At 61.7% G+C, this 15,054-nt stretch carries 11 protein-coding genes; 6 read left to right on the forward strand and 5 right to left on the reverse strand.

Features of this window, described 5'->3' with window-relative positions; genetic code table 11:
* From VJR68_RS15275 to VJR68_RS15290, 4 genes are all read left to right on the forward strand, one after another.
* Positions 1-1,266 (forward strand): glucoamylase family protein (locus tag VJR68_RS15275; protein WP_324149053.1); only part of this gene is annotated, 1,266 nt, incomplete at its 5' end.
* Positions 1,267-1,418: 152 nt separating this feature from the next.
* The gene (locus VJR68_RS15280) at positions 1,419-2,681 is read left to right on the forward strand and encodes a sugar ABC transporter substrate-binding protein (protein WP_324149055.1); all 1,263 of its coding nucleotides are present in this window, start codon (positions 1,419-1,421) and stop codon (positions 2,679-2,681) included.
* Positions 2,678-3,556, forward strand: a complete 879-nt coding sequence (locus VJR68_RS15285) for a sugar ABC transporter permease (protein ID WP_324149057.1) — start codon at positions 2,678-2,680, stop codon at positions 3,554-3,556. Before VJR68_RS15280 ends, VJR68_RS15285 begins: the two co-directional genes overlap by 4 nt.
* A complete protein-coding gene (locus VJR68_RS15290; protein WP_324149059.1) occupies positions 3,553-4,374 on the forward strand; it encodes a carbohydrate ABC transporter permease in 822 nt (273 codons plus the stop codon). The genes VJR68_RS15285 and VJR68_RS15290 overlap by 4 nt, the downstream gene beginning before the upstream one ends.
* Positions 4,375-4,460: 86 nt before the next feature.
* On the opposite strand, the gene VJR68_RS15295 is transcribed toward VJR68_RS15290, so the two are convergent.
* A complete protein-coding gene (locus tag VJR68_RS15295; protein ID WP_324149061.1) occupies positions 4,461-5,552 on the reverse strand; it encodes a sn-glycerol-3-phosphate ABC transporter ATP-binding protein UgpC in 1,092 nt (363 codons plus the stop codon).
* Positions 5,553-5,647: 95 nt separating this feature from the next.
* Between VJR68_RS15295 and VJR68_RS15300 the strand changes: the two genes are divergently transcribed.
* Positions 5,648-6,994 (forward strand): GH1 family beta-glucosidase, encoded by a 1,347-nt coding sequence (locus tag VJR68_RS15300; RefSeq protein WP_324149063.1) that lies wholly within the window; start codon positions 5,648-5,650, stop codon positions 6,992-6,994.
* A 140-nt stretch (positions 6,995-7,134) separates the two neighbouring features.
* On the opposite strand, the gene thrC is transcribed toward VJR68_RS15300, so the two are convergent.
* The 4 genes from thrC to VJR68_RS15320 all read right to left on the reverse strand — a co-directional run bounded on the left by thrC (position 7,135) and on the right by VJR68_RS15320 (position 13,056).
* Positions 7,135-8,472: a threonine synthase gene (thrC, locus tag VJR68_RS15305; RefSeq protein WP_324149065.1), complete on the reverse strand. Its 1,338-nt coding sequence runs from the start codon at positions 8,470-8,472 to the stop codon at positions 7,135-7,137.
* Complete coding sequence (locus VJR68_RS15310) at positions 8,469-9,458, reverse strand: homoserine kinase (RefSeq protein ID WP_324149067.1); 990 nt, start codon at positions 9,456-9,458, stop codon at positions 8,469-8,471. The genes thrC and VJR68_RS15310 overlap by 4 nt, the downstream gene beginning before the upstream one ends.
* A complete protein-coding gene (locus tag VJR68_RS15315) occupies positions 9,455-10,597 on the reverse strand; it encodes a homoserine dehydrogenase (protein WP_324149068.1) in 1,143 nt (380 codons plus the stop codon). Before VJR68_RS15315 ends, VJR68_RS15310 begins: the two co-directional genes overlap by 4 nt.
* 428 nt (positions 10,598-11,025) lie before the next feature.
* A complete protein-coding gene (locus VJR68_RS15320; protein WP_324149070.1) occupies positions 11,026-13,056 on the reverse strand; it encodes a bifunctional 2',3'-cyclic-nucleotide 2'-phosphodiesterase/3'-nucleotidase in 2,031 nt (676 codons plus the stop codon).
* 163 nt (positions 13,057-13,219) lie between these two features.
* On the opposite strand from VJR68_RS15320, the gene VJR68_RS15325 reads away from it, so the two are divergent.
* The gene (locus tag VJR68_RS15325) at positions 13,220-14,932 is read left to right on the forward strand and encodes an LTA synthase family protein (protein WP_324149072.1); all 1,713 of its coding nucleotides are present in this window, start codon (positions 13,220-13,222) and stop codon (positions 14,930-14,932) included.
* Positions 14,933-15,054: the final 122 nt, after the last annotated feature.

Consider the following 15,054-nt stretch of genomic DNA (forward strand, 5'->3'; position numbering starts at 1 on the left):
GCTAATGGGCTGATCCCGGATCACTATCCCGGCCCTTCTTTTTCGAGCATTGCATCCGTCGGTTTTGGCTTGACCGCTTATGGCGTTGGTGTCGAGCGCGGTTACGTCACGCGCGAGCAAGCGGTGGATCGCACGTTGACCACCTTGCGCTTCTTCGCCCATGCGCCACAAAACGACAGCGAAGACGATGCCTCCGGCTATCACGGCTTCTTCTACCACTTTCTCAACATGCAGACCGGCAAGCGGTTTACGCGCGCCATCGAACTGTCGAGCGTGGATACCACCTTGCTGTTGGGCGGCGTGCTGTTTGCGCAGTCCTATTACGATCGCGATACGCCCAAGGAGAAGGAAATTCGTGCCTTGGCGGATGCGATCTACCGCCGTGTCGACTGGACCTGGATGCAACCGCGTGCGCCGTTGATCAGCATGGGCTGGACGCCGGGCGGCAAGTTCATCGATTCGGATTGGAAAGGCTACGACGAAGGCAAGCTGGTTTACATCCTGGCGCTTGGTTCGCCCACCCATCCGGTTTCCGAGCAGGCCTGGTCAGCATGGACCAGCACGTATTCCAAGCAATGGGGCACGTTCTATGGACAGACGTTTCTCAACTTCGCGCCGCTGTTCGGCCACCAGTACACCGAGACGTGGGTGGATTTTCGCGGCATCCGCGATGCATGGAGCCGCGCGCATGGCCTGGACTATTTTGAAAACGGCCGCCGCGCCACTTATGCGCAACGCGCCTATGCCATCGCCAATCCCAGGCATTGGAAGGACTACAGCGCAAACATCTGGGGTTTGACCGCGTGCGATGGCCCTGGTGACTTCAAAATGAAAACGAGTGATGGCTCGTCGCGAGAATTCTTCGCCTATTCAGCGCGTGGCGCCGGCCTCGACGAGATTTCAGATGACGGCACGATTGCTCCCACGGCGGCTGGCGGTTCCATTGCATATGCACCGGAAATCGCGGTTCCCGCCCTGCAAGCGATGAAGGAAAAATACGGTGACGACGTCTACGACAAATACGGATTTGTCGATGCGTTCAATCCCAGTTTCGACGGCACGGTGACGACGGATTCCGGCCGTTATATCGTCAAGGGCTGGTTTGATACCAAGCAAATCGGCATCGATCAGGGGCCGATCGTGCTGATGATCGAAAACTGGCGCAGCGGCTTCGTGTGGAAGGTGATGCGCAAGAATCCGTATATCCGCAAGGGACTGCAGCGCGCCGGGTTTACGGGTGGTTGGTTGGAGCAGGCGGCCAACTAGTGCTGTGCGTCCGTCTCCATCTTTCCGGGGAGATCATGAGAAAACGTGCCGTGCCTTCGTCGCCCCGGCGAACGCCGGGCCCTAGTGCCTTGGCTGGCGGACAACGCCGCCGGACGACGGGCAAGCGGTTTTCTCATACGGCGTGGCGTGTCATGGTGGCTGTGCTGATGCATGTATCGTTGACGGCCTGTACGCAACACACGGATACCCGCACCCTCACTTTCTGGACCATCGGCCGCGAAGGCGAAGCCGTCACGCAGCTGCTGCCGGAATTCGAGCGCGAAAACCCCGGCATCCACGTCGTATTGCAGCAGCTGCCACTCAGCGCCGCGCACCAAAAATTACTTACCGCCTTCGCTGGCGATTCCACGCCGGACATCTCTCAACTGGGCAATACCTGGCTGCCGGAACTGGCGGCGCTGGGCGCATTGGAGCCACTGCAAACACGGGTAGCGCAGTCGTCGATCATTCGCACTGACGACTACTTCCCAAGCATCTGGTCTACCAACGTCTACGACGGCGTGCTTTACGGCGTGCCCTGGTATATCGACACACGCCTGCTGTTCTATCGCAGCAATGTGCTGAAAGCCGCCGGGTTCGACGCGCCACCGCGCGATTGGCATGAATGGCGACGCATGCTGGCTGCATTGAGCCATCCCGAACGCGGCATCTACGGCATCCTGCTGCCCACCAATGAATACGAACAGCTGATGTCGCTGGCTTTGCAGCAATCGGATCCCTTGCTGCGCGACGGTGGCCGCTACGGCAATTTCGAGAGCGCAGGCTTCAAGCGTGCCTTGACCTTCTATGTCGACACCTTCCGGCTTCACCAGGCGCCACCCATCACCAATATCGAAGCCGGTAATCCGTGGGAAGAATTCGGGCGCGGCGTCTACAGTTTCTATTTTTCCGGCCCCTGGAACATCCAGGAATTTCGCAAACGTCTTCCTGCCGCGCAGGAAGCGCAGTGGAACACGGCACCGTTGCCAGGGCCGGACGGTCCGGGGGCATCGGTGGCTGGCGGTTCCAGCCTGGTGATCTTCCGCAAGGCTCGCAACAAGCAGGAGGCGTGGAAGCTGATCGAGTACTTGTCGCGGCCTGATGTGCAGGGTCGCTTCTACGATTTGCTGGGCGACATGCCGCCGCGCCGGAGTTCATGGAGCCAGCGCAGCTTGCGCGATGATCCAAAAGTCCAGGCATTTCGCGAACAACTGGAACGAGTGAAACCCACGCCGCCAGTGCCCGAATGGGAACAGATCGCCAACGAAATGCAGCTCGTCGCGGCGCAAGCCGTGGCGGGCAATCTCACGGTCGACCAGGCTGCGGCGGAGATCGATCGCCGCGCCGACCATATTCTGGAAAAGCGGCGTTGGATGTTGGACCGCGCGCATCACGCAGCGGGTGAAAACTTATGAATCGCCAGCCTGCCGCATGGCTGTTTCTTGCCCCTGCCGCCATCGTGCTCGGCGTGTTTTTCCTGCTGCCGGTGATCGGCGCCTTTGTCCTGAGTCTCACGGATTACGACCTGTACGCGCTGGCGGATCTGCACAATCTGCGTTTCGTGGCATTAGGCAACTATTGGGCGCTGCTGCATCGGCCGCTGTTTTGGGCGGCGCTCGGGCATACGGTGTATTTCGTGGCGGTCGGCGTGCCGCTGTCGATGCTGGTCTCGTTATGCGCAGCCTTGTTGCTGCATTCGCCGCTGGCACGTTGCAAACCATTTTTCCGCACGGCGTTGTTTGCGCCGGTGGTGACGACAGTGGTCGCGGTGGCTGTGGTCTGGCGCTATTTGTTCAATACCAAGTACGGCCTGGTGAATGACATGCTGGGTGCGATCGGCATCCATCCGGTCGATTGGCTAGGCAACCCGCATTGGGCGATGCCGACGATCATTCTCTTCGCGGTGTGGAAGAACTTCGGCTACAACATGATCATCATGCTGGCCGGGCTGCAGGCGATTCCGAGCGAATTGTACGAAGCGGCGCGCATGGATGGTGCATCGGCCTGGCGGCAGTTCCGCCACATTACCTTGCCGATGCTTGCTCCCACGTTATTGATGGTTGGCATTCTCACCATCTCCGGCTATTTCCAGCTGTTCGCGGAGCCTTACGTCATCACCGAGGGTGGTCCGCTGCAAAGCACGGTCAGCGTGCTGTATCTGATGTACGACGAAGGCTTCAAGTGGTGGAACCTGGGTTCCGCCTCGGCTATCGCGTTTCTGTTGTTCGTGATCATGTTTGTGGTGACGGAATGCTTGCTGCGGGTTGGCCGCAAGGAGGTCGAGGCATGAATCCTCGCGTCGCCAAGGCCTTGATCCATGGCTTGCTGATCGGCGGCGCCATCGTCGCGCTGTTTCCCATGTTGTGGATGCTATCGGTCTCGCTGATGCAGCCGGGCCAAGCCAGCACTTTGCCGCCGCCACTGCTTCCCGCGCATGTCACGCTGCACAACTATCAGGAACTGCTTTTACGCGCCGGCATGGGGCGTTACCTGCTCAACAGCCTGCTGGTATCCAGCGCCATTACCGTGCTGTCGCTGGCCTTGAATCTGATGGCCGGCTACGCCTTCGCCAAGCTGCGTTTTGCTGGCCGCGACATGTTATTCCAAAGCGTGGTCGGCATGCTGGCCATTCCTGCGCAGGTGGCGATGTTGCCGTTGTTTCTGATGCTCAAGCCGCTGGGCCTGGTGAACAACTACGGCGGCGTCATCGTGCCGGCCATGGCGAGTGCGTTCGGTATCTTTCTGGTACGCCAGTATGCACGGGGCATTCCCGGCGAATTGCTTGAAGCGGCGCGCATCGATGGAGCAGGGGAATTGCGCATCTTCGTGCGCATCGTGCTGCCCTTGCTGAAGCCGATCATGGTAACGCTGGCGATCTACACGTTTCTGACCGCATGGAATGACTTCATGTGGCCGCTGATCGTGCTGACCGGGCAGGAGCATTACACCTTGCCGCTGGGGCTGGCTTCGCTGGCGCGCGAGCATGCGACCGATACCGAGTTGATGATGGCCGGCTCGGTGATCACCGTGGTGCCGGTGCTGGTGTTGTTCCTGGCCTTGCAGCGCTATTACCTGGAGGGGCTGCTGTTGGGCAGCGTGAAAGGCTGATGCGTATCGGGACGCTTCATGGCCGCGTAGGCTGGGATGTAATCCCAGCACCACAAACCACCAGAAAGCTGGGATTTCATCCCAGCCTACGTGATGCGCAAGCCGTCGTCGGTATCAAAGAAATGCAGCCGCTCTGCATTGAACCCCACATGCAGCGAACTGCAGGGCGCCGGTACCTGTTGCGGCGGCACCCGCGAAACAAGCATCTGATCGCCGAAGCGCAGGTTGAGGAACAGTTCGTTGCCAACCGGTTCGATCACTTCCAGCTTCGTTTCAAGCGCGCCTGCATGCGACGCGGCCGGTTGCAGATCTTCCGGGCGCACGCCGAGCACGATGTCGCGATCGTTCCATGGCTCCAGCATCGCTGCCTGCAGCGGCAATTCGCCCAGGGGCAGCACGGCATGCGGCATCACCAACTGCCAGCCACCCGCGCGATGCAGTCTGCCGCGCAACAGGTTCATCGCCGGCGAGCCAAGAAAACCCGCCACGAACAAATTGGCCGGCTTCTCGTACAAATGCATCGGCGTATCGATCTGCTGAATCCTGCCGCCATCCAGCACCACGATGCGTTCGCCCAGCGTCATCGCTTCAATCTGGTCGTGCGTGACATAGATGGTGGTGGTGCCCAGCCGCCGGTGCAGGCGTGCGATTTCCACGCGCATGGTAAGGCGCAATCTTGCATCGAGATTGGACAGCGGTTCGTCGAGCAGAAACACTTTCGGCTCGCGCACCAATGCGCGCCCCAGCGCCACACGCTGGCGTTGGCCGCCGGAAAGCGCAGCCGGGCGCGCATCCAGGCGATGCTCCAACTGCAGCAGATGTGCCGCTTCGTGCACGCGACGCTCGATCTCGTCCTTGGGCTTGCCGCGCAACTGCAGGCCAAAACCGAGATTTTCTGCCACCGTCATATGCGGGTAGAGCGCGTAGTTCTGGAACACCATCGCAATGTCGCGATCTTTGGGCGCGACGTCGTTGACCACGTGCCCGTCGATACGCAGCGTGCCGGCCGAGATCGATTCCAATCCGGCGATCATCCGCAGCAAGGTGGTCTTGCCGCAGCCGGAAGGGCCGACCAGCACCAGCAGCTCGCCATTGGCGATCTCGAAACTGGCATCGTCGACGCCGACGTGGCCATTGGGATAGACCTTGCGGACCTGCTCAAGACTGACCGTCGCCATCGAAATGTATTGCCCCATTCGCATGCAGCGTTGGGCTATTCTCCTTGCGTAATCGATTACATCAAGCCGCAGTGCGGCATGGAGAGTCTCGCATCATGACCCGTTATCGCTTCCCGGACGGCTTTATTTGGGGCGCTGCCACGTCGGCCTACCAGATCGAAGGCTCGCCCCTGGCCGATGGTGCGGGTCCCAGCATCTGGCAGCGCTTCGCGCATACGCCGGGCATGATGGCCAATGGCGATCACGGCGACGTGGCGTGCGACCACTATCGCCGCTACAAGGACGACGTGCAGTTGATGCGTGCGCTGGGCTTGCACAGCTACCGCTTCAGCGTGGCCTGGGCGCGCGTGCTGCCGGAAGGCACCGGCCGCGTGAACCCCAAAGGCCTGGATTTCTATTCGCGCCTGGTCGACGAGCTGCTGGAAAACGGCATCGAGCCCAATGTCACGCTGTTTCATTGGGATTTGCCGGCCGCGCTGGATGACCGCGGCGGCTGGTTGAACCGTGATAGCGCGCACTGGTTCGCCGACTACGCCAGCGTGGTGTTCAAAGCGCTGGACGGCCGCGTAAAGCGCTGGTCGACCATCAACGAACCGTGGGTGGTGACGGATGGCGGCTACCTGCACGGCGCGCTTGCGCCGGGACATCGCAGCAAATACGAAGCGCCGATGGCGGCGCATAACCTGATGCGCGCCAGCGGCGCCGGCATCCAGGCCTATCGCGCTGTGGGGCGGCACGAGATCGGTGTGGTGTTCAACATCGAGCCGAAATATCCGGCATCGCAACGTGCCGAAGATGTGGCGGCAACCCGTCGTGCGCATGCCTATATGAACGAGCAGTTTGCCGATCCTGCGTTGCTGGGCGCTTATCCGCCGGAACTGAAAGAGGTCTTTGGCGACGCATGGCCGGATTTCCCCACCGAGGATTTTTTGCTTACCAGGCAGCCGGTCGATTTTGTCGGTATCAACTACTACACCCGCTCGGTGGTGAAGCATGACGACAAAGGCTATCCCTGCCGAGCCTCGCGCGTGCGGCAGGTACATGCCACGCACACGGAAACCGATTGGGAGGTCTACGAACAGGGGCTGGCCGATACGCTGATGTGGTTCAAGGATCGCTACGGCAACCTGCCGCTGTACATCACCGAAAACGGTGCGGCTTTCTACGATCCACCAGTGGCGGAAGGGGATGTAGTGGAGGATCCGCTACGCGTCGCCTATCTGCGCAAGCATCTGCGTACCTTGCATCAGTGCATTGAAAACGGTGTGAACCTCAAAGGCTATTACGCCTGGTCGCTGCTGGATAACCTGGAGTGGTCGCTGGGGTTTGCCAAGCGCTTCGGTTTGTATCACGTGGATTATGCGAGCTTGAAACGTACGCCGAAGACGTCGGCGAGGTTTTATGCACGGGTGATCGAAACCAACGGCGACGCGCTTGTCTAACCGCAAAGCAGTCATTCACGCGAGGGCGGGAATCGATCACCTCATTCGCTAGCGTAGGCTGGGATGATAATCCCAGCTTCTACGTCGGGCCGGAATGCTGGGATTGTGATCCCAGCCTACAAGGGCCACGGCGCCGATATTTATGGCGACAACATTAACTGTCGCGCCGCCTTTTCCAGCAGCCACTCGCGCAACACGTGATCTTCCGCCACCATCGGCTCCGCCGACGCCGAACGACGCAGCATCGCCGCCAACGCAGGCGGCACATCCACCGTTTTACCGATCAACGGCTCCACCACACTCTCGAACTTCGCCGGATGCGCGGTCGCCACCACCGCCCACGGCGCGTTATCACCGGCTGCCCGCAACTCATCCAACACGTGCATCGCCGTCGCAGTATGCGGGCAGAACACTTCGCCGTACTCGCGTGCGTGCAGGGATATGGTCGCGGCGATGATGTGATCGTCCACGCACTGCGCCTTGAAAGCCTTGCGCAGGTCGTTCGCATCCGGATACGTCCAGCGCAGGCGTTCGAAATTGCTCGGCGCGCCCACGTCCATCGCGTTCGCCAGCGTCGCGACTGCTTCGCGTGGCGTGTAGTCGTGGCCGGCAAAGAAATCCGGCAGCGTTTCGTTGGCATTGCAGGCCAGGCGGATCTGCCCAAGCGGCAGGCCCATGGCGCGCACCCATATGGCGGCCAGTGCATTGCCCAGGTTGCCGGTGGGCACGACCAGGTTCAGCGGTTGCCCATGCTTGCGCCACCACGCCAGGGCGGCGTGCGCGTAGTAGCTCATCTGCGGCAACAGGCGGCCCAGGCTGATGCTGTTGGCGGAAGAAAGGGGCGACTGCGCCTGTAGCGAGGCATCGTTCAAGGCGGCTTTCACCATGCGCTGGCAGTCGTCGAAACGTCCTTGCACGCGCAGTGCCTGCACGTTGTCGCCGAAACAGCCGAGCTGATGGGCCTGGCGTGGCGAGACGCGGCCATCGGGGTAAAGAATCACCACCTCAATGCCGGGCTGCCGATGGAAGGCGGCACCGACCGCAGCACCCGTATCGCCCGATGTCGCGACCAAGATGGTCAGTGGCGTTGTCTGATCGCCCCGCACGCGACGCAAGCAGGCGGCAAGGAACCGCGCACCCACATCTTTGAACGCGGCGGTAGGACCATGGAACAGCTCAAGCACCGAGGTATTCGGGTGCTGTGGCAACGACCGCAATGGTGTCGGGAATGTCAGCGCTTCGGCGCAAATCGCCGGCAATTCTGTAGCCAGTGCGTCGCCAGCAAAGAACGGTGCAAGCAGCGTCGCGGCCGTTTGCGCCAGATTACCGCCGGCTTTGAAGTCTTCAACGCGCAGCGTGGGGAGATGATCCGGCACGTACAGACCGCCATCCGGCGCCAAGCCCGCGGCGATCGCCTGGCTCAGGCTAGCGGCCGGGCTCGCGCCGCGTGTACTGAGATAACGCAACCCTGCACTCATGCGTGTTCACCTGCATCAACCGAAGGAACCAGCGTGGCGGCAGGGCCATCCACCGGCGAGATAAAGCTGTCGCTGTCCAGTCCCGCTTCGGCGAAGGCGCTGCGCATCGCTTCGGCGGCAGCTTCCGCTTCGGCGCGGTGCTCGAACCAACCGAACACGCTGGGACCGGCGCCGGAGATACTGGCGCCCAGCGCCTTGTGATCCAGCGCGGCCTGTTTCACGCGTGCGAAATTCGGGATCAGCGATGCGCGGCGTGGTTCTACCAACACATCCTTCAGGCCTTCGCGTACCAGGTCCGCATCGCCGCGGAAGCAGCCGGCCAGCACCAGCGCGAGATTGGCCGACTGCGCCACGAATTCACCTAGCGCATAGTCGCCGGCCAGCGCCGCGCGCGCTTTGCGCGTTTCCAATACCGCATGTGGATGCACCAGTGCGCAATGCCAGCTCGGCGGTACGGGGAGGCGTACCAGGCGTTCGCGCGTGGCCAGCACCAGGCCGCCCAGCAGCATCGGGCCAACGTTGTCGCCATGGCGTCCGCCACTGGCGACGGCTTCGCCTTCTACCGCGAAACCGTAGAGCGATTCGCGCGACAGCGGCCGCTCCAGCAAGGCATTTGCCGCGACCAGCGCGGCCACACATGAAGCGGCCGAACCGCCCATGCCGGAGCCCAGCGCGATGCCCTTATGCAGGGCGATTTCAAAGCCGTGCTGCAAACCCAGTGCCTTGCGCAAGGCCATCAAGGCCATGCCGGCGGTGTTCTTGGCAGCATCCATCGGCAGCACGTCCACGCAGCCGTCGATGCTGGCGATGCGCACCACCGGTGCGTCGATGCGGCGGACGTCGGCACGATCGCCCGCGCCCGTAATGCAGTGGCCGAGAATATCGAAACCCACGCCCACGTTGCCGACACTGGCAAAGGCGGTTGCGGAGGCGGCTTGCAGGCGTTGCGCGGACATCGGGGGCTTCACGGCAAGAGGAGCGTTCATGCGCGCACCTCCAGCGATTCGGCGATGCGCAGCAAGTCGGCGAAGATGCCGGCGGCCGTCACTTCCGGACCGGCACCGGGACCTTGCACCAGCAGCGGATTATCGCGGTAACGCTGTGTGCGGAATTGCACGATGTTATCCGTAAGCCGCGTATGCGCGAACGGATGTGCGGAAGGCAGCGCCTGCAAACCGACCTGGGCACGGCCGTTGCGGTCGAGGCTGGCGACGTGGCGCAGCACGCCATGGCAGGCGTGCGCTTCGGCCAGGCGTGCGGCCATCGGGGCGTCGAGTTCGTCCAGGCGCGCCATGAATTCGTCCAGCGGAACGTCCGCCAGTTCCGGCGGCACCAGGCTTTCCACTGCCACGTCGTGCAGGGACATCGGCCAGCCGGCTTCGCGCGCCAGGATCACCAGCTTGCGCGCCACGTCCATACCGGACAGGTCGTCGCGCGGATCGGGTTCCGTATAGCCCAATGCATGTGCTTCACGTACTAGCGTGGAGAACGGGCGTTTGCCGTCGTAGTGGCAGCACAGCCAGGCCAGCGTGCCGGAGAACATGCCTTCCACCGAGAGCAACTGATCGCCGGTATCGAGCAGGTCACGCAAGGTCTGCACCACCGGCAGGCCGGCGCACACCGTGGCTTCATAGCGGAAGCGGCCGCCATGCTGGCTCGCGGCGCGGATCGCCTGCCAGCGCGAGAGCGGGCCGCTGCTGGCCAGTTTGTTCGGCGTCACCACGTGCACGCCGGAGGCGAGCCAGTAGGGATAGTGCGAAGCCACCACATCGCTGGCGCTGCAGTCGATCAGCATGGCGTGGCGGCCGCCGTCGCCGCGAAGGTGGGCGGCGAATTGATCCAGATCGGTGGGGCGCCAGGTCTGCGCGTCGTGCTGTGCGTTGAGTTCCGGATCGTCGCAATCCAGCCACATGCGGCGGCTGGCGGCCACGCCGCAGAGTTTCAGTTCCAGGCCGGCTTCGCGCAGCAGGCGCTCTTGCGCCGCGCGCAGTTGGGCCAGCAATACGCTGCCGACGCGGCCCGGGCCGACCAGGCCGACGGCGAGCGTTCGTCGTCGCGATACCGCGGCTTGCAGCGGAGGCAAACGGTGTGGGTGTTCAGCGATGAGTGATGCACAGCTTTCCATGACGGCCTCCGGTAGAGGCCCCTAGCTCGCTGGCGGTTCGGGAGTGCCGGTCCGCCTCGTCGAGGGCGGGACCGTTTGCGTATGAAGACTATTCGCGCACAGACACCACCCCAGACCCGGTCGTTCCGGTTCCGGTGGTAGTGGTAATAATCGTGGCGATGATGATTGTCGCTGCCATGCCAGCTCGACCGGTGATGACCGGTGCGATGTTGATGCGTGCTGGCGTGGATGCGTGCGACATGGAACCGACGATAGTTGTGCGCTGCAGCGGCTGTCAACAGTTGCTTAATGAAACTATTGCATGAGGTCAAGTGATAAAAGTTTCAGTGGAAACCGATACATGCGGCTTTTCATAGGTTGGGATGCAATCCCAGCATTGATGTGCATGGCCATGCTGGGATTGCATCCCAGCCTACGAAAGCGTTGCCTCACTGCGAAAGGTCGATGGTGTATACGGCGGTGCCGTCACTGTTGTCGCGCAATTGCCGGATGTTGTGCAAGCCATCCGCTTCCGCTACCGACTGTTTGTCACTCGCCGACGTAAACACCACGGTGCCGCGCGTTTTCAGCTTGGCGAAATGCCACGACGTGCGCGGCAAATCATCCGCGCCAAGCGTGGGATGCGTCTTCAACCATCGCGCAAGAATCTCGCGTGTGCCATCCGGCGAGGCGAGCACGATATGGCTGCCGTCCAAGCCTGGAAAACGGCCGCCGCCACTGGCGCGATAGTTGTTGGTAACGACGACGAACGTTTGCGACGGCTTCACCGCTTTGCCTCGATAGCTCAGCTTTTCGATGCGCTGCCCGACCGGCTTGGATACATCGATGATGTAGCTGATGCCGCCCTGGAGCTGATCGAAATTGAAGCCCGGATATTTCGTATTGACGAGTTGCTGCTCGCCTTCCGCATGCGGGTCGATGCGATTGAAACGCTCGGCCGATTTTTCCAGCCACGCCTTGAGCGACGCGCCGTCGATCTTCACGGCCGATAGCGTGTTCGGATAGAAATATAGATCGGCGGCGCTGCGCAGCGTAAGCGGACCCGGTCGCACGTCGGTGTAATCGTCCGGGCCGCCAAAGCCGTTGCGGAATGCCGCGGCGGCGGCAAGCACCGGGACGTTCGCCAGTTCCGGATGTGCGGTAGACAGTTCTTGCTGCGCATAGTCGATCTGCGCGGCATTCACTGGAGCCAGTGCCGTCATGTCGCCCTCGTCGGCGAAGTAGCTGCTCATGCGCACGGTGCTTTGACCGATCGGTGTGTTCACGTAATCGATCGCCGCTTGCTGCGTCTTGCCCACCACCAATGAAATCTGCGGATCGGCCGGCACGCAATTCGATGCGGAAACGGCGAGCTTGCCGGCGATCGTCATGGGCGGGCAGATGGGCCGCACTTCGCTGAAGGTTTTGCTCTTATCGATTACCCAATGACCTTGCTGGCGCACCATGGCCAGGCGAATCACGCCCAGGTCCTTGCCGAAGAAGCCGCCCATCACCGCCGGCACGCCGCGCACGAAACCGTGCGCATCGTCCACATCCTGCATGTGCTCGAAACGCGGGCCGGGAAAGTCGGTGTGTTCGTGTCCCATCAACAGCACGTCGATGCCCGGCACGCCGGCCAGATACCAGCCGCCGTTTTCCATGTCGGAGGTATAGGGCGACGTATTCATGCCGCCATGCAGGATCGCGATCACCAGGTCCGGATGCTGTGCCTGGATCTGCGGCAGGTACTTTTGCGCGGCTTCCACCACGCCGATAACGGTCACCTTGCCCTGCAGGTTCTGCTTGTCCCACTGCATGATCGGCGGCGGCGCAAAGCCGATGATGGCGATCTTCAACGGCACACTCAGTTTGCTGCCGTCCGGCGTGAACGCGGCGACCTTGCGGTTGACGATAGTCCACGGCTGGAAGATCGGCTTGCCGTCGCGAGCGCCGTTGACGTTCGCCAGCACCAGCGGATAGTGCGGCCCGGCGCAGCGCTGGGTGGCGCCGCCATCCACGTTCATCGGCGTGCCGGTGACCTGCGAGAGGAAGGGCAAGCCATAGTTGAACTCATGGTTGCCGATAGTGCCGCCGTCGTAGCCGACCGCATCCATGGCCTTGTAGATCGCAAGTTCTTCCCCGCAACCCACCTTTTGCACCTGCGCCTGGTAATCGGCCAGCACGCTGCCCTGGATGGTGTCGCCGGCGTCGAACAGCATGCTGTTGGTGTACTGCTCGCGCGCCTTGCGTATCAGGGTGACGGTGCGTTCGAAGCCCAGCGTTGGGTCGGCTTTCTGCTTGTAGTAGTCGTAGCTGAGGAGATTGGAATGCAGGTCGGTGGTTTCCAGCACGGCGACGTCCGCACGCAGGCCGTCCGGCAGCGGCGGCTGGGCCCGGGGCTGCGCGGAATGCGGCTGGCTGGCGCAACCGGCCAGCAGGAGGGTGGCGACAAGGGCGGTGAAACGGAAGCGTTGGCGCATGGGCAGCGGTTCGAAAGCGTCAAATGCATGAACCTAGCAGATATGGATGACATTTCGCGCCTGCCAGGGGCCCATATGGAGCGGCCAAAAGACACTAAAATGACGCGACTTTGACAACCAGAAAAGAGCGCCTTTCCCGGCGCCGCCGACCCAGGGGACATACATGCCGTTGATTCCGTTTCGCGCCTCGCGGAACCGCGTAGCTGCTGTTTGCGCATGGGGCTTCTTTGCCATCTGCGTGTGGTTTACCGCGTGGCAGGAACCGTTGCTTGAGCAGCGCGTGTTCGTGTCCACGCTGATGCTGTGTGTGTTGGGTGTATCGCTGTTCGTGTTCATGCGCATGGCGTTTGCGCTCGTCGTCAGCGGCGGCTTGTTCCTGCTGTTGCGCGCGATCACGGTGTTGAAGGAGGAGTATCTGGAATCCCCCCTGATGCCGGCGGATTTCGTGTATTACGTGCGCTCCAGCCTGTTCGAAACACTGCGTCGCTATCCGAACATTTACAGCGTGGGCTTGTGTGTGGGCATCGCCGTGCCGATCGTGCTGTGGCTGGCGTGGCATTACGATCGGCCCTTGTTGCCGGGTTGGCGCAAAGCGTCGCGCGCCTTGTTGCGCATGGCGACCATCGCCTTGTCCGCGTTGGCGTTCTGGATTTGCCTGTTGCCCGCCGGTCCGTTCCATCGCGTGCATGCGCGTGGTACGTGGGAAAAAATGTCCGACGATGCGGACCTCACCAATTTCTTCGTGAACCTGCGCGATTCCAGCGTGCGTGTGCCTGCTACGTCCGATGCGGCAACGGCGGCGCATGACTGGCAGTCCACCATTACCGAATTGCCGTCGACCGTCGATCCCGGCCACTATCCCGATATCGTGCAGGTGCTGGAGGAAAGCACGTTCGACCCAGCGCCGTTTACGCATTGCACCGTGCCCGAGTGTCACCTGGACATGTTCCAGGCCGATGCACGCACACGCGGCACGGGTGTGATGCGCGTGCATACGTTCGGCGGCGGCACCTGGGTGAGCGAGTTCGCTGCGTTGACCGGCATGCCGCAGGACATTTTCGGCCCGGGTGGCATGTACGCGCCGTACGTGCTTGCTCCGCACGTGCAAGATTCACTGCCGCGACTGCTGAAGAAACTCGGCTATCTCACGGTGGCCATCTATCCGACGCATGGCGAATTCCTCAACGGCCGCGATGCGTACAAAGCGTACGGCGTGGATCAGTTCTACGGTGCCGGCGAGCTTGGCCTGGACGATTGGGACGAGACGGACGCGCAAATGTTCGATGCCGCCAAGCGCGTCTACGACAAGCTGAAGAAGCCGGGCCAGCCGGTCTTCATGATGATCCTCACCATCAATCAGCATGGGCCGCATGACGATCCCATGTCGACCTTGCCCAAGCCGTTCCAGAATCTATTGCAAGGTCTGCCGCCGACGAGCGCATTGAACTTCGATACCTATCTGCAACGCGTGCACGATTCCGATGTGGCCATGAAAGATCTGGAACATCATTTTCTCGACCGCCAGCAGCCCACCGTGCTGGTGCACTTTGGCGATCACCAGCCGTCGTTCGACGATCTGATGCGTACATTGCCGCGCAACCTGCCACCGGCTCTGGTGCCCTACCAGGACTATCTCACCTACTACATGATCAAGAGCAACGTGCCCGGCGCCGCGTTGCCGACGTATCCGATGCTGGATATCGCGCATCTGCCGGGCATGGTGTTGAAGGCGGCCGATCTGCCGATGGACTCGTATTTCTCCGCGCTGACGTCATTGCGCGAACGATGCCATGGCTTGTATGCCGATTGCGCGGATAAGTCGCTGGTGAAGTCGTATTACGGGTGGACGTTCAATCGGTTGCGGGTGTATCAGTGATGTGCGTGGACCTGTTCGGCCGCATCAACGTGAGCGTGTTACAACGTGTTGCATCGCTGCGAAGAAGCTTTCAGCTTGTCCAGCGAGTTCCATCGCATCGGTCAGATCAATAAGATCGCCTG

The sequence above is a fragment of the Dyella sp. genome, from assembly GCF_035277725.1.
GTDB lineage: Bacteria > Pseudomonadota > Gammaproteobacteria > Xanthomonadales > Rhodanobacteraceae > Dyella_B.